This window comes from Patescibacteria group bacterium, from assembly GCA_035529375.1.
Lineage (GTDB): Bacteria > Patescibacteriota > Microgenomatia > PFEM01 > JAHIFH01 > DATKWU01.
On the sequence record DATKWU010000009.1, the window covers coordinates 143,192 to 162,447 of the forward strand.

Consider the following 19,256-nt stretch of genomic DNA (forward strand, 5'->3'; position numbering starts at 1 on the left):
AATTACAAAATGATGGCATTTTCCTTGCAAATTTTTGCGTAAGCATAAGCACTCTTTCTTATTTTTCTTTCTTGGTTTTTATAATTAATTTCAATTAAGCCAAATCGGGGTTTAAAACCAAAAGACCATTCAAAATTATCTATTAAAGACCAATAAAGGTAACCACGAACATCCACTCCTTCCTGGATTGCCTGATGAACCCATTGAAGATGATTGATAATAAATTTTTCTCTGTATTTGTCTTTGGCATCAGCCACACCATTTTCAGTGATATAGATTGGGAGATTATATTTCTTTAAACTCGTCAAAACTTCGTAAATCCCTTGGGGGTAAAATTGCCAACCCAAGTCCGAACTTTCGAGGAGAATGGTTTTTTCAAGTTTCTTTTTGTTGACTTTCGTTTTCAAATCCTGAAAGCGAAGTTGGTGAAAAAGGTAGTAGTTTAAACCTAAAAAATCATGGGTTTTTCCGGTCAAACGATAAAAAGAATGATTCAGGAATATTTTGATGAATGAAGGCACCGCTCGGCTTAAAAAATGGTTACCATAATAATGTAAAGCCGGCATATTAATCACGGCCCCCACTTGAGCATTGGGAAATTCATTTTTTATGGCTTGGTAAACTTCTTTGTGGGCTAAAGCAAGATTGCGGTAAACTCGAAGGGCTAGCAACCTATTTTTCTTTTGTGGTGGCCAAAATCCTTGTAGGTAACCGGCGGCCACGATGGTTTTAGGTTCGTTAATGGTGACCCAAAAGTCGACCTTATCAGCCAAGGCCTTAACCGCAAACAGACAAAAGCGTTTGAAATATTCAATGTTCTCTTTTTTTTCAAAACCACCTTTTTTGGCAAACCATAAAGGCAAAGTAACATGATATAAAGAAACAAAAGTCTTTAGCTTTTCCTCTTTAAGAGTTTGAAGGACATTTTGATAGTGTTTTACTGCTTCATCATTCCATTTACCCTCCTCTGGCTCAATTCTTGACCATTCGATGGAAAAGCGATGAGCATTGTGATTGAGTTTTTTTGCCAAGGCAAAATCTTCTTTGAAGCGACGATAGTGATCACAGGCAATCCCTGAAGCCTTGATGTCTTTTCTTTTCTCCCATTCCCACCAATCATTACCTTTATTATTACCTTCAACTTGATGAGCAGCGGTGGCGGCTCCCCAAAGAAAATCTTTTGGAAAGACTAGCTTTTGGCTCTGATTGTCTCTTCTCATATTTGTTTTAATCTCTTAAGGGTCTTCTCTTTACCGATCAGGGCCATAGTTTCAAAGAGAGGCGGAGTGGCGGTTTTACCAGTAAGGGTAATTCTGGTCGCCATAAAATATTTGCCGGTATGCCAATTGTTTTTTCTGACTAAGTCTCTGAACAATTTTTCTAATCTTTTTGCCTCCCAAACTTTGTTTTTTTCTAATTCAATGATTGATTTTTCGAATTGTTCTTTGAGTAATTTTTCTCCCTGACTTTTTTTAATGAGTAATTTTCTATCAACTTTTGGTTCTTTAATAAAAAAATCAATTAAATCAGGATAATCAGAGAGTTTAATCAATCTGTCTTTAATCAAAGGAACAGTTTGTTTGATTAAAGTATCACTCATTCCCTTAGGTGCATATTGTTTAATTAATTGAAGTAGTTCTTTATCTGTCTTTTCCCTAAGGTAAACACCATTCAACCAATCCAATTTTCTTAAATCAAAAACTGGTGCCGAAGTTGAAACTCGCTTAAAAGAAAAGTATTTAATAAATTCATCTAAACTAAAAACCGTTTTGTCTTTGGGATGAGACCAGCCCATTAAACCAAAAAAGTTAACCATTGCCTCAGGTAAATAACCTTGTTTCTGATACCAAGAAAGGGCGACAAGATTTTTCCTTTTTGAAATTTTTGACTGGTCAGGATTTCTTAAAAGAGGCAGATGAGCGAATTCTGGCACCTTAGCCCCCAAAACCTGGTAAAGCATTATTTGCCTAGGCGTATTAGAAATATGATCTTCACCTCGAATCACATGGGAAATTTTCATTAACCAATCATCAATCACCACGGCAAAATTGTAAACAGGATAGCCATTTGACCTTAAGATAACAAAATCTTCGATTTGCCCATTATCGAAACTTATTTCTCCACGAATAAGGTCTTGCCAAGAGGTTTTTCCTTGAGGAACTTTGAATCGAATTGCCCCTTCGTCTTGGTAAGCGAGTTTTTTTTCTAGCAATTCTTGGGCATATTTTTGATAAAGATTAGTTCTTTCTGATTGCCGATAAGGCCCAAACTTACCCCCAACGTCCGGACCCTCATCGTAATTTAAACCCAGCCAGTGCAAACCAGCAAAAATTGCTTTTTCCGCTTTAGGTACATGTCGTTTTATGTCTGTATCTTCGATTCGAAGAATAAATTTGCCTTTGTTTTTTTTGGCAAAAGCATAATTAAAAAGAGAGATGTAGGCGGTGCCAACATGGGCAAAGCCGGTTGACGAAGGCGAAATTCTGACTCGGATACTCATTTGCCTTGATTTTAGCATAGCATCACTTTATACTCAAAATAGATTTTCCAGATGGCAACCCTAACTCAAACTGCCCAAACGACTCGGAAAGCGCTTAAATACGGCGTCATTGCCCTAGTCGCTATCTTTGTTCTGAAAATTGCCTGGGGGGTTGGAACTGATATCTGGAAAAAAATTCACCCACCCCCGCCACCACCACCAACCATGGCTTTTGGTCCTTTACCAAAATTAAAATTTCCAGAAAAACAAACGCCTGAATTATCTTACCGTTTAGAAACTATCCAGGGAGCTCTACCCCAATTTGATAATATTGGTCGAGTTTACCTTTCACCTCAAAACCCGCCCAATCTCTTGGCTTTGGATAGGGCTAAACAAAAGGTTCGCAAGATGGGTTTCACTGGCCAACCGGAAAAAGTTAATGAAAATACTTATCGCTGGACAACCACGACAACTCCAGCAACTACTTTAGAAATGAATATCAATACTGGCAATCTTTATCTTCGTTATCAATTTGAAAATGATCAAGAACTTTTAGTTCAAAAAAACCTGCCAACTAATGAACAGGCCGCCCAGGAAGCCAAAAGTTTCCTTCAAAACAATGGCCTGTTGACCGAAGATTTAGCCACTGGTAGTGCCGAGTTTAATTATCTAAAATATATTCCCCCCAATTTGATTCCCGCCATTTCTCTTTCCGAGGCTGATTTTGTCCGAGTTAATTTCTTTAGAGCTGACCTTAATGACTTGAGAATTTATCCACCTAACCCTAAAGAAGCCCTTGTTTCCTTTCTCTTCTCTGGTAGTCGGCTAATGGGTAAACGGATTATTGAAATTAAATATATTTACTACCCGATTGACCGCAATACTTCAGCCACCTATCCTCTTAAACCAATTAATAATGCCTGGCAAGAACTCCAATCAAAACAAGGTTACATTGCTAATTTAGGTCAAAATGATGACAAACAAATTACCATTAGGAAAATTTATTTAGCCTATTATGACTCTGAAGAACCCCAAACTTTTGTCCAGCCAATTTATGTTTTTGAAGGCGATCAAAACTTCTTCGCTTACGTTCCGGCGATTGACCCTAGTTGGACGGAGAAATAGTTGGAGCGATATTCTCCCAACGATAATTGCTAAAAGCCCAATCAACTAATCTAGCGGTTTCGCCAAAACGATCTTGACTGCCTAAAATAACCGTAATTATTCCCCGACCATCTCGTTCAACATACCCTACTAAACATTCACCCGCTTCCTCAGTCCAACCAGTCTTAACCCCTTTCATCCCTGGCAGCCAAGAAAGTAATTCATTAATATTGTAAAGAACATGTTCAAATTGACCGGTCGTATTAGTGACCACGATTTTTGGAGTGGCCACCATTTCACCTAAAAGTGGCTCTTTAATCACCAAGCTCGCTAATCTCGCTAAATCTAAAGCAGTTGAATAAGAATAACCAACTAATAAATTACCTTTCTCATCAATATCCAAACCCGTAGGGTTAACAAAATAAGTGTCGTTCAGGTTTAATTCCTTAGCTTTCTCATTCATCGCCTCAACAAACCCTTTTTCTCCACCTGGGTAGTTTTGGGCTAACAAAGTAGCTGCGTCATTAGCTGAAGCGACTAACACCCCAAATAATAGACTCTTAACCGTCATCACTTCTCCTCCTTTTAATCTCATATCCTGACCTTGATTATTGATGCCAATAACTGTCAAAGTACTTTCCAAATCATAGTAGTCAAGGACTACTAAAGCCGTCATCAATTTCACAGTCGAAGCCGGTAAAAGTTGAACTCTCTCGTCCTTGGCAAACATCACGACAGCTGAATCACGATCAACAACAATGATTGACTTAGCCGTCAAAGATGGTGCCGGTATCTCAGTAAAATTAACGGGATAATCAGCCACTCTAGGCAACTCTAATTCGATTGGCTGGATTTTAGGTGGTTGGTAAGTAGCTTGAACAATTGAATACCAATTGTTGCTGGGAAAAAGAAAAAAAATTAGCCCAAATAAAAAAAGAAAAGCTCTCTTTATCTTAATAGTAGTCAAATTGGGATTTTTTGGCTTCACTTTTTCATTACTTTGATTTTGAGTTCTTTTAATTGAGCTTCATCAACTTCACCGGGAGCATCCATCACTGATGTTTGACCACCGGCCGTCATCGGAAAAGCGATTAATTCTCGTACCGAACGTTCTCCTAGAGCCGCTAGCAAAAATCTATCAATGCCCGGAGCAATACCACCATGAGGCGGAACTCCATATTCAAACGCTTTAAGAAGGTGACCAAATTTCTTCTCTATCTCTTTTTCCGAAAGGCCTAGAATTTTAAAAATTTTTCGCTGGATCTTGGGATCAGTAATCCTAATACTCCCTCCACCCACCTCCAAGCCGTTACAAACTAAGTCATGCTGCCAAGAACGCGCTTTCATTGGGTCTTTATCTAACAAAGGAAGATCTTCATCTTTGGGAGCAGTAAAAGGATGGTGAGAGGGACTTAATTCTCTTTCTTTTGTCTTTTCAAATAAAGGAAAATCAATCACCCAAGCAAAAGCCACTACCTTAGGATCTTTTTTCTTACGCAGATCAAATTTATCACTGCCAAATTTTTTCATTGCCTCGGCATGACTAAAACGAGGAAAAGGCTTTTTAAAAACTTTCTTTTTTAAAACTTTCTCCGTTATCTCAGTAAAAAGAGCTTCAGTAAGATTAAGAATCTCCTCCTGGGTTGTAAAAGACATTTCCAAATCAAGTTGAGTAAACTCTCCATAAGCCCGATCAATCCGAGGATCTTCATCACGAAAACAGCGGGCAATTTGGTAATACTTTTCAAATCCAGCTACCATTAATAATTGTTTGTATTGCTGAGGCGCCTGGGGTAAGGCGTAAAACTTGCCCGGCTGAAGTCGTGAGGGAACAAGAAAATCACGAGCGCCTTCTGGTGTAGCCTTGGAAAGAATTGGTGTTTCGATTTCAATAAAACCTTTTTCATCAAGCCAATTACGAATGAATCTGATTACCCGATGTCTAATTTCAAGATTTTTTACTAATCGGGGTCGGCGCAGATCAAGATAGCGATACTTTAACCGAGTCTCTTCACCAATTTGATAACCATCACCTCGAATATCAAAAGGTAAATCTTCTGATCGAGCTAGAATCTCAATCTTTTCTAATTCGACTTCTATTTCACCAGTGGGAATTTTAGGATTAATTAAATCCTTAGGTCTTTTTTTAACTTTGCCTTCTATTGTCACTACATCCGAAATTCTTAATTCCCCTAGTTTTTCTTTACCGACAATCTGAACCAGGCCAGTTCTATCTTTCAAGTCAATAAAAACCAATTTACCATGGTCGCGCCGCCGATCAATCCAACCATTAAGTCTAACTTTTTTACCTATCTTTTTAGGTATTTCTTTAATAAGGGTTCTTTCCATATTTTAGATTCTATCCTCTAAAAGGATTTTTTGCAATTTTATTCTGGAATTTTAATGTCTTTAATTCTTAACTCTAACTGCTGGCGGCCATTCCATTGATTAAGAAAAAGATTATAGGCAAGGTCAACTGGTTGTTTGGTTGAAAGTTGAGGTAATAATTCTCCCTGACCAAAAGCAATCACCTCAAAGCCATTAACTCTAAATTTAAAATGTTGATTATCAGCCCCGACTCTTTTAAGATTAGCAATTCTTACTTGCCGGCTGGAAAAAACTGGTTGAGAATTATTCATCCCAAAAGGGGCAAATTTATTAATTTCTTGATAAAGAGCTAAGTTTAAATCAGTTAACTCAACCTCTATTTCAATTTCTATTCTCGGTCCTGATTTTTTCTTGCCTAAATCTTTTTCCGCCTTTTCTATTAATCTCTGTTTAGCTTCTTCTAATTTCTCCTGGCTGACATCAAAACCAGCCGCCAAACGATGACCACCATGGTCACCAATAATATCTTTCAATTCCCGAATGGCCTCAATAATATTAAACTCTTCAATTGACCGGCCCGAACCTACCCAACGATCTTTTCTGGGCGCTAAAATAATGGCTGGTCGATAAAATTCGTCTTTTAATTTGCTCGCTACCAAACCAACAACACCATGCTCATAAGACTGATGGTAAATAAAGATCAAAGGACTTTCGCCATCTTCTTTTAACCAAAGTTCTCGAGCATGAAGAGTGGTTTGTTTCATTAATTCCTGACGCTCACGATTTTTTTGGTCAATTTTCTGGGCTAAACTGATCGCTCGATTTTCATCATTAGTACAAATTAAGCGAAGCGCTTCCATCGGATCGTCCATCCTGCCACTGGCATTGATTCTTGGGCCAATAATAAAACCGACTTCATAGGTATCAATCTCTTTTTTATCAAGACCAGCGAATTGATAAAGAGCTAACAAACCAGCTCGCTTAGTTTTGTTAACCTGGCTCAATCCGAATTTCACAATCGAGCGGTTAAGACCAACCAGAGGGACCATATCGGTGATTGTTCCAATGGTAACTAAATCTAAATCAGGAGGTCTGGCTTTAACTTTAATTTTTTTAACCAGCCACTTGGCCAAAAACCAAGCCACACCACAACCAGCTAATTGGGTGGTATGGATAATGGCTCTTGCCTTAGGTCTCTTTTTTCCAGGCTGATGGTGATCAGTAATAATGACATCAATCCCTGTTTTTTTGGCATGAGCTACTTGACGATAAGTCACGATTCCTTGATCGACAGTAATAATTAATTTGACTCCCTCCTTAACCATTTGATCAATCACCTCAACCTTCAAACCATAGCCTTCTTCTCTTCGAGGGATAAAGGGCAGGACATTCAAACCTAATTTATTTAGAGTTTCCCACATAATCGCCGTCGCGCAAACACCATCAGTATCATAATCACCATAAACAATGACTTTTTCTTTTTTCTTAATTGCTTGTTTAATTCTTTTAAGCGCTTTATTTAATTGAACCAAGGAAATGCCAACATCTTGAGGCGTCAATTGGCAGGGATCTTTGGGATTAAGAAATTCTTTTTGTTGTTTTTTTGTCTTCAAATCACGGTTCTTAAAAAGAGCTTTAACTATTTCTTCTCTTCTTCCTTGGGATTTAGTAGATTTAATTCTTGCTAAAACTTTCCATCTCATTGTGCTATCATAATAACATAGAAATGAGCCAAAAACTCCCAGAAAAATTTAGTAAAAAAATTCCTAAAGAAATTTTGAGTGTCTTTAAAAAATTTACAGACCAAGGCCATGAAATCTATTTGGTCGGTGCTGGTGTGAGAAGTCTACTTCAAAATAAAGTTCCAATTGACTGTGATTTCACAACCAAGGCTACCCCTAAAATTATCCAGGCTTTATTCGATGATTCTTTTTACGATAATGCTTTTGGCACGGTCGGAATTCCTTTTAAAACTAAAAGAGGTGAAGAGGTTTATGAAATTACCACTTATCGAAAAGAATGGGGCTATTCTGATAAAAGAAGACCAGATGAAGTTAAGTGGGGTAAAAAATTAGAAGAAGACTTAAGAAGAAGGGATTTCACTTTTAATGCCATTGTCATTGGACCAATCTTAAAAAATGGCCAGTGGGATCAAAAATCTTTGGAGCTGATTGACCTTTTTGATGGCCAAAAAGATTTTAAAAATAAAATTGTCAAGGCCGTAGGTGATCCGGATAAAAGATTTTCTGAGGACGCTCTAAGAATGATGCGAGCGATCCGTTTTGCTGCCCAACAAGGTTTTACCATCGAGAAAAAGACTTTTCAAGCGATCAAGAAAAACAACCAGTTAATCGATCAAATCAGTAAGGAAAGAGTTAGAGATGAACTGTTTAAGATTCTTACCAGCGATCATGCGGCTGATGGTTATTCAATCCTAAGAAACTCTGGCTTAGCCGAAATAATTCTGCCTGAAGTCAAAAAAATGTTTGGGGTTGAGCAAAAAAGCCCGGGTCGGCATCATCTTGACGACGTTGGCACTCATGCCATTAAATCTCTTAAGGCTAGTAATTCCAGAGATCCAGTTGTTAACCTGGCGATTCTTATTCATGATGTTGGCAAGCCACTAGTGGCTGACAAAGATAAAAAAGGAACTATTACTTTCTACAATCATGAAATGGTTGGGACCCATTTAGCCCGAAACATTGCCCGAAGACTAAAATTTTCTAAAAAGGATGAGAATAGATTGATTACCCTAGTCCGTTGGCACCAATTCAGTGTTGATGAAAGACAAACCGATAAAGCTATCAGGCGTTTTATTAAAAATATTGGCAAGGAAAACTTAACCGATATGCTTGAATTAAGACGAGCAGACCGAGTTGGCGGTGGCGCCAGAGAAACCTCCTGGCGGTTTGAAAGATTTAAGAAAAAATTAGTCGAGGTTCAAAAACAACCTTTCTCTATTACTGATCTCAAGGTCAATGGTCAAGATGTTATGAAAATTCTGGGAATTCGTCCTGGACCAGTTGTGGGCAGGATTTTAAGCCAACTATTTGAAGAGATTGAGGAAGATAAAAGTAAAAATAAACGCGCTTATCTTCTCAAAAGAATCAAACAGCTTGGAAAAAAACTAGCTTGAACAACTCCAAAATGCTCCCAAAGAAAAAATTTATTAAAAAGGTTGAAGATTTTATCTGTGATGTTTGTGGTTTCAAAATAAAAGGTGCTGGTTACACTGATCATTGTCCTCATTGTCTTTTCAGCAAACATGTTGATATTAACCCTGGAGACAGGCAAGCAACTTGCCATGGTTTAATGGAACCAATTGGTATTACTCAAAGAAAAGGCAAACAGCAAATTCTCTATCGCTGTCAAAAGTGTGGCTATCAAAGGTTCAATAAGGTCTCACTAGAAGATAATCAAGAAAAACTTCTTGAAATTTCCTCACTCCCTATTAAAGAATAAATTCACTTTCTTTTGGCAAACTTTTCCCAAATAATTAATAGTGGTGCGGCCGTAAAAGTGGAAGAATAAGTTCCAGAAATTGTACCAATCAACAAAGCGGCAACAAACCACCTAATCGTCGTGCCACCTAATAAAAGCAAAGCAATTAACATAAAGATAATGGTCATCGAGTTATTAACTGATCGATTCAGGGTTTCGGTCACTGCCTTATTAACTATTTCTCTAAAAGGCGTTCTTGGTAATAATTTTTGTGATTCTCGAATTCGGTCATAAACAACAATCGTGTCGTGAACCGAAAAAGAAAGAATCGTTAACAGGGCGGTTACAAACAAAGTGTCAATTTCAACTCCTAAGAAATGGCCTAATAAAGAAAAACTACCAAGGAGAATAAAAGTGTCGTGGAACATCGCTAAAATAGCACAAACCCCAAATTTGACATCCTTAAACCGCCAAGCCACATAAGCGAGAATAAAACCAGCCGCTAAAATTATGGCCCAAATCGTTTTCCTAACCAACTCTTTGCCTAAAGTTGGCCCAACCGTTTCAAAACGAATCTCTTCTGTTTTTTGGCTAAAGCTTTCATTGATAGCTGATTGAATTTCTCCAGCTTGGTTTTTTTCAATTGGCTGAAGACGAATTAAAATTTGATTTTCACCTGATTTTTGAATCGCTGAAACCTCAAAGTTTTTCTCAATCAGTAATTGATCGATCTCTTTAGGATTCAATTCTTGTTGGGCTTTCAATTCCAATAAACTGCCACCAGTAAAATCAATCGCCGGTCTTAAACCAAACAAAATCAGAGAAACAACCCCTGGGACTAAAACCAAGGCCGATAAGGCAAAGTAAAGCCATTTATATTTCATCCAATCAATCATTGTGTCTCCTTCCCGGAAAAGGTTCTTAAAATTGTTCGAGTAACCACCACCCCAGTAAACAAACTTAATAAAACTCCCAAACCAAGAGTTAAAGCAAAACCACGCACCATACCCGAGGTATTAAGAAAAGACCAACTAAAAGGATTAAAAAGAATAAAACAGGTAATCAAGGTAGCCACATTGGCATCCCGAATCGAATCCCAAGCCCGGCCAAAACCTAATTCCATGGCCAGTGATTTTGATTTACCGTCTCTAATCTCTTCTTTCATCCTCTCAAAAATCAAGATATTAGCATCAACCGCCATCCCCACAGAAAGAATGAAACCCGCAATTCCCGGTAAAGTCAAAGTCACGGGAATTAATTTATAAAGCATTAAGGTAATCAAACCATAAATAATCAAACCAATATCAGCTAAAATGCCTAAGCGGCCATAATAGGCCGCCATAAACAAAATCACCATTAATAAGCCAATTAAGCCTGCCTGAACACTCTTTTTGACTGACTCAGCGCCCAAAGTTGCCCCTACATTCCTTTGCTCAACGATTTTAATGGGGATGGGTAAAGCCCCAGCATTAAGTTGGGTTGCCAGTAATTTAGCTTCTTCGGTGGTAAATTCACCACTAATCACCGCTTTACCGGTAGTAATTTTTTCCCTAACTAGCGGTATCGTTACCGGCATTTCATCAAGAAAGATGGCCACTGGCTTACCCACATTCCTAGCTGTTATCTCCCCGAACTTTCTTGCCCCCTCATCACTAAATTCCAAACCAACCACTGGTTCGCCTGTATTAGGATCAAACTGAACTTGGCTTTCATTCAAATCCGCCCCGGTTAAATCTGTTTTTTGATAATCTTCAAGGGTGGCCGCGGCCGTGGCTTCAGGGCTTAATTCCCGAAAATCAAGTTGAGCTGTCTGGCCGATTAAATCAACGGCTTGGTCAACATCAGTCACCCCAGGCAGTTCAACAATTAAACGATAGTTATCTCCCAATTTTGAAGTCTGAACTAAAGCTTCAGCTAAACCAAACAAATTAATTCTTCTTTCAATATTCTCTCTAGCCGCCTCCAAAGCTGCCTCTCGATTATCTTCGCCGATGCCACTCATCTCCGCTTGAAAAACTAAATGGCTGCCGCCAGCCAAATCAATGCCTTGTTTAACTTCTAAATCACGAAAAAATCTGAATTTACCAATCTGAAAATTTAAAATTGGTCTGGTAAGTTCTTGATCTATTTTAAAACCATTAAAACTAAACTTTAGGGGAATTCTCGTGGGTAAATCAACAAAAATCGCCACCACGGTCAGAAGAATAATCAGCCAGAGCAGATAACGGCGATCTCTCATTTCTTAACTTTTCTCCTCTTAGTCAAAGAAACTAAAGGTAGTTGGCGAGTGCCGCTAAAAGAATAAGTCACCTTGCCGGTTTCTGGTTCAACTTTAACCTGAACCGTCTGGCCAGCTTTAACCCCCACATTTCTAACAAAATCTGAAGGAATGGTTACCGCCAAACTATTACCAGTTTTAATGATTTTTTGTTTTCCCACTATCCTTCTCCGTATTTGGCTACTAAGTCTTCTTGGTCACCAATAATCATCACTCTTGAACCCAAAAGGATACTCTGTAAAAAGGGGTCGCGCCTTTTCTTGCGAAAATTAAATTCATCCTTAGTCATCACCGTGTAATTAATTTCTCTGTTCAATTTCGCTTCTTCAGCTCGAACCAATTTAACCAAAGCCTGCATATCAATTTCACCGACAATTAAAAGATCAACTCCGCCTTCTTCGATAGGTAAACGACGGGCAAAACGACCAGAGAACATAACTAATTTAATTCTGCCTAACTTTGATTTATTCTTGATTATTTCTTTGCCTAAACCAGTGGTTTTATTAACCATCGTCAGCAATTCTTCATAAAGAGGATATTCGCGGTTAAAAAAGTAATAAAGGCGGTTACCCCGAGATTCTTTCTTGGCCATACCGGCTTTTTCCATTCGGGCCAATTCTCGCCGAACGGCGTTAATTTCCTCATTAATCTTTCTTACTAACTGGCGAACATAGAAAATCTCATCAGGTTGATAAAGAAAGGTCTGAAGAAGCTTGACCCGGACTTTGGAAACCATTAAATCTTTAAGCATGGTGCCTCCGGGCAGGTTTTTTAATAACTAACTTCGTTGCCAACTGGAAGAGTCTCAATCCAGATAGGACCACGATTGAACTTAATCTCTTCTCCCTTAGCATCTTTGAAAATCGTTCTTGTCTTACGATTGGCTTTGTTCCAGGTCGCCTGGATTACCTGCCCATCTTGAAAAACCAAGGCCTTACCTGTACCGGTGGTCGTATAGAGTAAATGCTTCAACTCATCAATCGGACCTTTTTCAATCATAAACTGAGCCACGACCACCTTAGCAATTAACTGCTTATCATAGTCCAAGTCCTTATGTTCCTGACCACCATTAAAACGCAGATATTGATTATTCCCTTGATCATATTGCCAATCCACTCCATACTCTTGCTGGCCACTCCAAAAACTAAACTCAATCTTATCAACATCACCTTTATCCTGAGCGTCGTCTTTAAATTCCCAAGACTGCCAATCTTTGTCCCATTGATTACCCTCATCATCTTTGGCATCAAGACCCCGATCATGAGCGATTGCGTAGAGTTTATCGGCGGTGGAATACATTGTGTGTTCGGTCGCCACCGGTCGTCCTAAGCGCTCATAATCACGCCAAAAAGTAGGAAAACCAAGAGAAAATTGATTCATGTCATTACCCTTAGCTAGCCAGCCATAATCAGCAATCTGGCCTAAAGCATTGGCTAGACCTGGTTTGTTAGCCCCACCAACATGAGTATAAAGAGGATAGTCGCCATACTCTGAAGTAAAATCCATAAAGTAAGTCCGGGCCGAGCGAACTGGACCAATGATAAAATCTTCAGCTACTGCCCCACAATAGTAAACGGCTAAGAAGCGGGTAATCCCTCCCTCGGCTACGGCTTCGTAAACAACATCAGCTTTAGAAAGACCGGATTGAGGCCGAGAATCAGCATGATTCTCAATCATAATGGTTAAAGGTCGTCGACCCTCCCAAATTCCCTTTTCTCCTTTAGTGAATAGTTGACCATTAAGAGGACAAGCTTCTGTCTTAGGCGCGGTTAAGTCAACCCTTGATCTGGCTTCATCGACAGCCAAAGGTGAAATCATACTAGGAGCAGGACTGACAATAAAATGAAAGGCAGCGTAAGAAACTCCTGTTGAAGCTAAATATAAAAGAAGACCACCAATGATCATCGTTAATTTCTTTTTATTTAAACTCATCTTATTCTTTTTGCTTTTTTAATTGCTTGTTTTTCCTCGGCCGATAAGTCATAACCAGCGGCTTTACTCTTTTTGACTGGCTTGGCATAAATCCTGGTAGTATCTCGACTGTGCAAACTTGAAATAACCAAGCCATTGCCTCTTCCATCTAATAATGATAAACAAAAACTTTGATCTCCGCCAGTCTCTGCAAAAGGATTATAGCGCACTAAACCAACTTTTTGAATATTATACAAATTATTCTTTTCTAATTCTTCTGCAATCCTAACTAGTTTATCAATTTCTTTGGTTTGTTTGTCAAAATCTTTAAATAATTTCTCTAAAACGCTCTTCAAATCTTTCTTAGTTATTCCTTTGGTCAACTTCCATAAAGGTGATAAAAATTTGTAAAAAAGAAAGCTCAAGGCAATCAGCCAAACAAAAATGATACCTATTAAAACAATAAGAAGTTGATCAAAATTGAGTAACATTCTTACCTTATCAACTTGATTTTAAACAGGTTCAATGTTATTGTCAATCTAGGAAAAATGGCAAAAAAACGGAAAACCAGACAGGAAAAGATTATTCTCCAGCTAAAAAGAGAGTTAGCTAAAAAGAGTCAAGTCCCAGCTTCAAAAAACACAGAATCCGAACCTAGTCAAGAGGCAATTTCCCAGCCCAAAAAAATCAAGGCTGAAAAAAAGCTTTCCCTGAAAAAGACCGATATTTCTATCCTTTCTTTTGAACCAAGCCTAATCAGGCACGACCTAGTTAAAACCCTGATTTTAAGTCTAGCTGTTATTAGCCTTGAATTTATGTTATACTTAGCCTTAAGGTAGGCTTGAAAATTTCTCCTGCCCGAAAATAAAAAATATTTAACTTAATTGAGAGGAGGTGAAAAGAATCTATGGCAGACTTTTATTGTGTAAAGTGTCGCGCTAAAAGAAACGGCAAGGACGTTCAGAAAGTTACTATGAAGAACGGCAAACCAGCCAGAAAGGCAGTTTGTGAGGTATGCGGCACAACTATGTTCAGAATCGGAGGCTAAGCCTTCTCTCTGAAAAGTTGTAACTTTTAAAACCCAGCTCTTCTTGGGGTTGGGTTTTTTTAGTTAAGAATATTTTTTGTCCCCTAAAAAATTATACTATTCTATTATTTTTAATTTTTCTGAAGCTTAGCTAATTCTTTTCTCAGTCTGGTCATTTCCTTGGCTAAATCTTTTTGAACTCGTTTAATCTCCGTTAATTGTCTATCGGCTTTCTCATCAAGTTTAATGTCGTGTTCTATTCTCTTTCTGTCTCGTTTTCTTTGTCTAGCTTCTTGCAAATCTCTTTTTACTTCTGCTTTATTAGCGGACATTAAAAGAAAGATGCCAATGAAAATTGCTTCCAAAGAAACACTGAAAGTTAATAGATTAATATCAAAATTAAGAATCAACCAAAGACTAAACCAAAGAGTATGAAAGATAACTGCCCACCAACTACCCAAAAAACAAGAAACAAGATCAGTAAATTTCTCTATTAAACTTTTAGTTTTCTTGGGAATTTTAGTAGTTTTAATTAAAGGCTCAATTGGCATTAGTCTACCCTACTATACTAAAGAAAAAAATAAGTGAATTCAACTTTTCCAACCAAGCTTACTAAAAACAAGTTTGACTTCTTCTTTGGGTGTCATCTTGTCTGTTTCAACAATTAAATGAAAATAGTTTTTATCAAATTGATCTTTAATTTTGTAAAGCCGTTGGTGTTTTTCTATGGTCGTTTTGTCACGAAAAGTAACTTTTTCTCTGGCTTCTTTAAGAGAAACTTTTTCTCTCTGGGCAAATCTTTTAATCCGAACTTCTAAAGGAGCCACACAAAGAACCCGGAAAACATGAGGCATTTCTCTAGTCAACCAACCAGCTAACCAACCCTCATAAACAATCTTTTCTTCTTTCTCCATCATTTTTTTGGCTTTTTCATCCACTTCTTTATCAATTTCTTCAGGGACATCTTGGTATCGCTCAATTGGCCAACTTTTTTTCTGACAGTACTGGCGAAAAATTTCTCCGGCCGTATGAAACCGCCAACCAAGTTTTTTGGCCAATTCCCAAGCCAAAGTAGTTGAACCCGAAGCAATGATTTTGCCAGTCACGGCAATGTTTTTATATTTCATTAGCGTTCAATTAATTCACTGGTTGCCTCATTCCAACATTCAGGTACCATATCAACTGGGAAATAATAAGGTTCAATCTCCTCACACATCACCGTACCGTTACCATCAGCGACAATAATCCAGTCACTACCATCATTGTAAGCCAGCCACCAACCACCACCTATTTCACCAGCAAAACTAACGCCGCCTTTAGCATAAGTACCTGTATTATCACTCATCGTGACATTAACATCATTAAGGGGTTTACTATATTCCTCGGCAAAAGCCTCTTTTATTTGCTCAAGGTCTGATTTAGTCGCTTTGGTTGAAGCTGTTGGTGCTGGTAAGGCGACTGGCTCAAGTGTTGCTTCAGGACTCATCAACGGTGTGGGTAACGGACTAGATTCAGCTAAAGATGAGCTAGATTTCATTGACCAATATAAAGCCACGCCACCTATAACAACTACTAAAACTAAAATTATTCCTAAAAACAAAAAAATCTTTTTATTCATCGAGAAAATTCACCTCCTTTTAAAAACTAACTAAAAAAAACAATCAAACCAATGACCAGACAATAAAAACCAAAAAACCAAAACTTGGCCTTCATCAAGACTCTTTCCAAAATCTTTAAAGCAAAATAGCCAATAATGCCGGCAATTATCATTCCCAGAACACCTTGTCCCAAATAGCCACAAGGTGAATAAATCAAATCCGGAATTTGTAAAACCAAAGCGCCTAGAATGGCAGGCACGACTAAATAAAAAGAGAATCGAAAAGCCGTTTTTCTTTCTGTCTTGCGTCCTAAAGCAGAAACAATTGTTGCCCCTGAACGAGAGATTCCAGGAATAATCGCCAAGGCTTGGAAAATACCAATAAAAAGAGCATCTCGCCAGTTTAATTTATCAAACTGGCGGTTTAATGATTTAAATCGATAAGTGAGAAAAAGCAAAACACTGGTAAATAATAAAGCCAATCCCACTAATCTTAATGAATTGAAAATTTGAGTAATATAATTTTGGAGAAAAAGACCAACGATAGCGGCGGGAATTGTGCCGACAATAATCAAGTAAATGGTTTTCTTAGAAATCTTTAACCACTCTTTTCTAAAATAAAAAATAATCGCTCCTAGAGTGCCAAGATGAACTAAAATATCAAATAAAACCGGGGGTTCGGGTAGAGCAAAGAGTTTTTGGAAGATAACCAAATGACCTGAAGAAGAAATCGGTAGGAATTCTGTTAAACCCTGGACAAGACCAAGAATGATTGCCTGAAGGTAACTCATTAGCCCAATTCTATTAAATTTCTCTCTTTAAAACAAGAAAGCCACCTGACGGTGGTTTCCTTGTTGTTCCTAAAAAACCCGTAAGCCGGATTCTGTTTTAGCAGCCATCTGTCTAGGCCCTCGAACTTTGGTGCTTGGGAAGACGCCTAATAACGCACCCTTCGGAGGTTGCAGCGGGGAGGGTTACCTCTTTTCACCCTCTATCTCAAACCAATTAGGTTTAAGATGAGTTGTTGTCTCTGTGGCCCTATCTAGCTCCATACGACCAGGCGCATGGAGTGACGCCTTTCGGCGCCCACCCTGTCTTCGGCTGTCCGGACTTTCCTCCCGCCTTAAGCGGGTAGCTGCCAGTTTTTTAGGAACGGGGTTATTTTAGCATAAAAAAGCGAAAAAATCCAGTTTTTGAGCTAAAACCGGTTAAATTTTTCGGAAGAAAAAAATTCTGAAGTAATTACTTGAATTAACAAAACACAAGGGACCGCTAAAACTGCCCCTAAAATACCGCCAAGTTTAAAGCCAATTGTTAAAGAAATGATTATTATTAAAGGATTAACGCCAGCTTCTTTGCCAACGATTTGAGGATAAATAAAGGTACTTTCAATCTGTTGAATTAAAAAATAGAGAGCGGCAACTGCTAAAGCCATTAATGGCGAAACAGTTATGCCGGCTAAGATAGCTGGTATTGAAGCCGCTACTGGCCCAATATTGGGAACGACCTCAAAAAGTCCGGCTAAAAGCGCTAAAGGCAAGGCAAATTCAATCCCCAGTAAACGCAGTCCCAAATAGGACATTACTCCAATAATTATCATGGAAACCATTTGGGCTCTTATCCAACCACCAATTTTCTCTTCCATGGCATCAATAAATTTCTCTGCCCTTCTCTCGCCATCACCACCAAAAAGAATATGGAGATAACGATTAAGATTTTTTCTTTCTAAAAGAAGGTAGAAAGTAATCACTAGGAGGGCGACAATCGCCACAACATTAGTTAAAATTCCCACACTTATTTTAACAAGATTAGCTGGGACTGAACCTAGTTGTTGAATCTGACTCTCTATAATTCGCTGATCAATATTAGGAATACGTAGATCCTCAATGAATTTTGGGGTATTGGCAATTAAAGTTGAAGTTTGATCAACCAAGGGTGGAATCACACCAGCAATTACCAGACCGATAATAAACAAAATTAAAATATAAACTAAAATAATTCCCAAAATCCGAGGAACTTTCATTTTCTCCAAACGGTCAATCGTGGGATTAATGGCCGTCATTAAAACTAAAGCAACAAATAAACCAATAATTATTTGTCTTATTTGCCAAAGTAAACCGAGAAGAATTAAAAAAGCAGCGGTGAAGATAATCGTTCGATGAGAAATTTCAATTTTCTTAGGCATCGTTTTTAGAGTACCATTTTTCAACTAAATCTTCTACCTTATTTTCCCATCCTTTTTGATTAATGTCAAACCAATTAATTCGTTTATCTTTTTTAAACCAAGTCATTTGCCGACGAGCAAAAGCGTGTTCGGCCATCTGCCAACGTTCAATAACGGTTTCTCGATTAACTTTTCCTTCAAAAAAAGGTTTCCATTGAAGATAACCCATGGCGTTCATGGCTGGCAAATCCCAAGAATAATCTTGATCAATTAAATCTTTAACTTCTTTTTCGGCTCCCTCTTTGACTCGTTCTCTCACTCGCCTATCTATTCGTTTGTAGAGTTTTTTGTAGTCAGTTTTTAAACCAATAAACAAAACTGATGGTTTTTGATGTTTTTTTGGCTGCCAATCAGGGTTTTCCTTTTTCCAAGCCACAATCTCAATCGCTCGGATTAAGCGCCTAGGATTCTGACGATCAGACTGATTTAAAGAAGCCACTTTAATTGGATCAAGCTCTTCTAAATATTGATAAAGTTTTTTAGGAGACCAATCCTTCATGCCTTCACGAATCCGAGGATTAGGAGGAATATCTTTGGTAGCTAAACTATCGATCACAGCTTTAATATAAAAACCAGTGCCACCCACTAAGATTGGCAGTTTGTCTTTTTTCCAAATCTTTTTAATTACTTGCCACACTAAACGATAATATTTAGAAACACTAAATTCCTGGTCGGGTTTGACCACATCAACCAGATGAATTTTAACTGTTTCAGGATGATCTTTACCCGTCCCAATATCCAAACCCTGATAAACCTGACGAGAATCAGCCGAAATCAACTCACCTTTAAACTTTTTTGACAAACTAACAGCAAGAGCTGTTTTTCCAGTAGCGGTTAACCCGCAAATAATAAGAAGCTTATTCATTT

General features: G+C 38.1%; 22 protein-coding genes and 1 other RNA gene. 5 read left to right on the forward strand and 18 right to left on the reverse strand.

Annotation, left to right across the window (positions count from 1 at the left end):
* Positions 1 to 2: 2 nt before the first annotated feature.
* Both VMY36_01895 and gltX read right to left on the reverse strand, forming a co-directional pair.
* Positions 3 to 1,220 carry a glycoside hydrolase family 1 protein gene (locus VMY36_01895; protein HUV42638.1) on the reverse strand — a complete coding sequence of 406 codons (1,218 nt, stop codon included), beginning with the start codon at positions 1,218 to 1,220 and terminating at the stop codon, positions 3 to 5.
* Positions 1,217 to 2,518 (reverse strand): glutamate--tRNA ligase, encoded by a 1,302-nt coding sequence (gltX, locus tag VMY36_01900; protein HUV42639.1) that lies wholly within the window; start codon positions 2,516 to 2,518, stop codon positions 1,217 to 1,219. Before gltX ends, VMY36_01895 begins: the two co-directional genes overlap by 4 nt.
* Positions 2,519 to 2,551: 33 nt before the next feature.
* On the opposite strand from gltX, the gene VMY36_01905 reads away from it, so the two are divergent.
* Positions 2,552 to 3,604: a hypothetical protein gene (locus tag VMY36_01905; GenBank protein HUV42640.1), complete on the forward strand. Its 1,053-nt coding sequence runs from the start codon at positions 2,552 to 2,554 to the stop codon at positions 3,602 to 3,604.
* Here the strand turns inward: VMY36_01905 and VMY36_01910 are convergent.
* The 3 genes from VMY36_01910 to recJ are packed head-to-tail and all read right to left on the reverse strand — an operon-like array spanning position 3,585 to position 7,614.
* Positions 3,585 to 4,571, reverse strand: a complete 987-nt coding sequence (locus tag VMY36_01910; protein HUV42641.1) for a hypothetical protein — start codon at positions 4,569 to 4,571, stop codon at positions 3,585 to 3,587. The genes VMY36_01905 and VMY36_01910 overlap by 20 nt on opposite strands.
* Positions 4,568 to 5,932, reverse strand: a complete 1,365-nt coding sequence (gene aspS, locus VMY36_01915; protein ID HUV42642.1) for an aspartate--tRNA ligase — start codon at positions 5,930 to 5,932, stop codon at positions 4,568 to 4,570. The genes VMY36_01910 and aspS overlap by 4 nt, the downstream gene beginning before the upstream one ends.
* Positions 5,933 to 5,970: 38 nt before the next feature.
* Positions 5,971 to 7,614 carry a single-stranded-DNA-specific exonuclease RecJ gene (recJ, locus tag VMY36_01920; GenBank protein HUV42643.1) on the reverse strand — a complete coding sequence of 548 codons (1,644 nt, stop codon included), beginning with the start codon at positions 7,612 to 7,614 and terminating at the stop codon, positions 5,971 to 5,973.
* A 23-nt stretch (positions 7,615 to 7,637) separates the two neighbouring features.
* Between recJ and VMY36_01925 the strand changes: the two genes are divergently transcribed.
* Positions 7,638 to 9,047 (forward strand): CCA tRNA nucleotidyltransferase, encoded by a 1,410-nt coding sequence (locus tag VMY36_01925; protein HUV42644.1) that lies wholly within the window; start codon positions 7,638 to 7,640, stop codon positions 9,045 to 9,047.
* An 11-nt stretch (positions 9,048 to 9,058) separates the two neighbouring features.
* Positions 9,059 to 9,373, forward strand: a complete 315-nt coding sequence (locus VMY36_01930) for an RNHCP domain-containing protein (protein ID HUV42645.1) — start codon at positions 9,059 to 9,061, stop codon at positions 9,371 to 9,373.
* 2 nt (positions 9,374 to 9,375) lie between these two features.
* Here VMY36_01930 and secF read toward each other — a convergent pair whose 3' ends face one another.
* Genes secF through VMY36_01960 form a run of 6 tightly spaced genes read right to left on the reverse strand, consistent with a single transcriptional unit; the run spans position 9,376 to position 14,032 of the window.
* On the reverse strand, positions 9,376 to 10,248 hold the full coding sequence (gene secF, locus VMY36_01935) for a protein translocase subunit SecF (protein HUV42646.1): 873 nt from the start codon (positions 10,246 to 10,248) through the stop codon (positions 9,376 to 9,378).
* Positions 10,245 to 11,591, reverse strand: a complete 1,347-nt coding sequence (secD, locus tag VMY36_01940; GenBank protein ID HUV42647.1) for a protein translocase subunit SecD — start codon at positions 11,589 to 11,591, stop codon at positions 10,245 to 10,247. Before secD ends, secF begins: the two co-directional genes overlap by 4 nt.
* Positions 11,588 to 11,791, reverse strand: coding sequence for an AbrB/MazE/SpoVT family DNA-binding domain-containing protein (locus tag VMY36_01945; protein ID HUV42648.1), 204 nt, complete (start codon positions 11,789 to 11,791; stop codon positions 11,588 to 11,590). The genes secD and VMY36_01945 overlap by 4 nt, the downstream gene beginning before the upstream one ends.
* Positions 11,791 to 12,381 (reverse strand): hypothetical protein, encoded by a 591-nt coding sequence (locus VMY36_01950; GenBank protein HUV42649.1) that lies wholly within the window; start codon positions 12,379 to 12,381, stop codon positions 11,791 to 11,793. Before VMY36_01950 ends, VMY36_01945 begins: the two co-directional genes overlap by 1 nt.
* 20 nt (positions 12,382 to 12,401) lie before the next feature.
* Complete coding sequence (locus VMY36_01955) at positions 12,402 to 13,562, reverse strand: DUF3048 domain-containing protein (protein ID HUV42650.1); 1,161 nt, start codon at positions 13,560 to 13,562, stop codon at positions 12,402 to 12,404.
* Complete coding sequence (locus VMY36_01960; protein ID HUV42651.1) at positions 13,559 to 14,032, reverse strand: DUF4446 family protein; 474 nt, start codon at positions 14,030 to 14,032, stop codon at positions 13,559 to 13,561. The genes VMY36_01955 and VMY36_01960 overlap by 4 nt, the downstream gene beginning before the upstream one ends.
* A gap of 57 nt (positions 14,033 to 14,089) precedes the next feature.
* Here VMY36_01960 and VMY36_01965 point away from each other — a divergent pair, with 57 nt between their 5' ends.
* The gene (locus tag VMY36_01965) at positions 14,090 to 14,380 is read left to right on the forward strand and encodes a hypothetical protein (protein HUV42652.1); all 291 of its coding nucleotides are present in this window, start codon (positions 14,090 to 14,092) and stop codon (positions 14,378 to 14,380) included.
* Positions 14,381 to 14,448: 68 nt separating this feature from the next.
* On the forward strand, positions 14,449 to 14,589 hold the full coding sequence (locus tag VMY36_01970; protein ID HUV42653.1) for a DUF5679 domain-containing protein: 141 nt from the start codon (positions 14,449 to 14,451) through the stop codon (positions 14,587 to 14,589).
* A gap of 110 nt (positions 14,590 to 14,699) precedes the next feature.
* Here the strand turns inward: VMY36_01970 and VMY36_01975 are convergent, their stop codons facing one another.
* From VMY36_01975 to miaA, 7 genes are all read right to left on the reverse strand, one after another.
* Entirely contained in the window at positions 14,700 to 15,119 is a 420-nt protein-coding gene (locus VMY36_01975) for a hypothetical protein (GenBank protein ID HUV42654.1), read from the reverse strand.
* A gap of 39 nt (positions 15,120 to 15,158) precedes the next feature.
* Positions 15,159 to 15,695 carry a cytidylate kinase family protein gene (locus tag VMY36_01980; GenBank protein HUV42655.1) on the reverse strand — a complete coding sequence of 179 codons (537 nt, stop codon included), beginning with the start codon at positions 15,693 to 15,695 and terminating at the stop codon, positions 15,159 to 15,161.
* The gene (locus VMY36_01985; GenBank protein HUV42656.1) at positions 15,695 to 16,186 is read right to left on the reverse strand and encodes a hypothetical protein; all 492 of its coding nucleotides are present in this window, start codon (positions 16,184 to 16,186) and stop codon (positions 15,695 to 15,697) included. The genes VMY36_01980 and VMY36_01985 overlap by 1 nt, the downstream gene beginning before the upstream one ends.
* A gap of 26 nt (positions 16,187 to 16,212) precedes the next feature.
* Positions 16,213 to 16,956 (reverse strand): undecaprenyl-diphosphate phosphatase, encoded by a 744-nt coding sequence (locus tag VMY36_01990; protein ID HUV42657.1) that lies wholly within the window; start codon positions 16,954 to 16,956, stop codon positions 16,213 to 16,215.
* A gap of 65 nt (positions 16,957 to 17,021) precedes the next feature.
* An RNA gene (gene rnpB, locus VMY36_01995) (RNase P RNA component class A) lies at positions 17,022 to 17,315 on the reverse strand.
* Positions 17,316 to 17,363: 48 nt separating this feature from the next.
* A complete protein-coding gene (locus VMY36_02000; protein ID HUV42658.1) occupies positions 17,364 to 18,350 on the reverse strand; it encodes an AI-2E family transporter in 987 nt (328 codons plus the stop codon).
* Positions 18,343 to 19,254 (reverse strand): tRNA (adenosine(37)-N6)-dimethylallyltransferase MiaA, encoded by a 912-nt coding sequence (miaA, locus tag VMY36_02005; GenBank protein HUV42659.1) that lies wholly within the window; start codon positions 19,252 to 19,254, stop codon positions 18,343 to 18,345. The genes VMY36_02000 and miaA overlap by 8 nt, the downstream gene beginning before the upstream one ends.
* Positions 19,255 to 19,256 lie beyond the last annotated feature (2 nt).

Coding starts and splice junctions, on each gene's coding strand:
- VMY36_01960 (HUV42651.1), bottom strand. CDS start 14,032: ATGTTACTCAATTTTGATCAACTTCTTATTGTTTTAATAGGTATCATT.
- VMY36_01965 (HUV42652.1), top strand. CDS start 14,090: ATGGCAAAAAAACGGAAAACCAGACAGGAAAAGATTATTCTCCAGCTA.
- recJ (HUV42643.1), bottom strand. CDS start 7,614: ATGAGATGGAAAGTTTTAGCAAGAATTAAATCTACTAAATCCCAAGGA.
- secD (HUV42647.1), bottom strand. CDS start 11,591: ATGAGAGATCGCCGTTATCTGCTCTGGCTGATTATTCTTCTGACCGTG.
- secF (HUV42646.1), bottom strand. CDS start 10,248: ATGATTGATTGGATGAAATATAAATGGCTTTACTTTGCCTTATCGGCC.
- VMY36_01930 (HUV42645.1), top strand. CDS start 9,059: ATGCTCCCAAAGAAAAAATTTATTAAAAAGGTTGAAGATTTTATCTGT.
- gltX (HUV42639.1), bottom strand. CDS start 2,518: ATGCTAAAATCAAGGCAAATGAGTATCCGAGTCAGAATTTCGCCTTCG.
- VMY36_02000 (HUV42658.1), bottom strand. CDS start 18,350: ATGCCTAAGAAAATTGAAATTTCTCATCGAACGATTATCTTCACCGCT.
- miaA (HUV42659.1), bottom strand. CDS start 19,254: ATGAATAAGCTTCTTATTATTTGCGGGTTAACCGCTACTGGAAAAACA.
- VMY36_01950 (HUV42649.1), bottom strand. CDS start 12,381: ATGCTTAAAGATTTAATGGTTTCCAAAGTCCGGGTCAAGCTTCTTCAG.
- VMY36_01985 (HUV42656.1), bottom strand. CDS start 16,186: ATGAATAAAAAGATTTTTTTGTTTTTAGGAATAATTTTAGTTTTAGTA.
- VMY36_01925 (HUV42644.1), top strand. CDS start 7,638: ATGAGCCAAAAACTCCCAGAAAAATTTAGTAAAAAAATTCCTAAAGAA.
- VMY36_01990 (HUV42657.1), bottom strand. CDS start 16,956: ATGAGTTACCTTCAGGCAATCATTCTTGGTCTTGTCCAGGGTTTAACA.
- VMY36_01980 (HUV42655.1), bottom strand. CDS start 15,695: ATGAAATATAAAAACATTGCCGTGACTGGCAAAATCATTGCTTCGGGT.
- VMY36_01975 (HUV42654.1), bottom strand. CDS start 15,119: ATGCCAATTGAGCCTTTAATTAAAACTACTAAAATTCCCAAGAAAACT.
- aspS (HUV42642.1), bottom strand. CDS start 5,932: ATGGAAAGAACCCTTATTAAAGAAATACCTAAAAAGATAGGTAAAAAA.
- VMY36_01955 (HUV42650.1), bottom strand. CDS start 13,562: ATGAGTTTAAATAAAAAGAAATTAACGATGATCATTGGTGGTCTTCTT.
- VMY36_01905 (HUV42640.1), top strand. CDS start 2,552: ATGGCAACCCTAACTCAAACTGCCCAAACGACTCGGAAAGCGCTTAAA.
- VMY36_01895 (HUV42638.1), bottom strand. CDS start 1,220: ATGAGAAGAGACAATCAGAGCCAAAAGCTAGTCTTTCCAAAAGATTTT.
- VMY36_01970 (HUV42653.1), top strand. CDS start 14,449: ATGGCAGACTTTTATTGTGTAAAGTGTCGCGCTAAAAGAAACGGCAAG.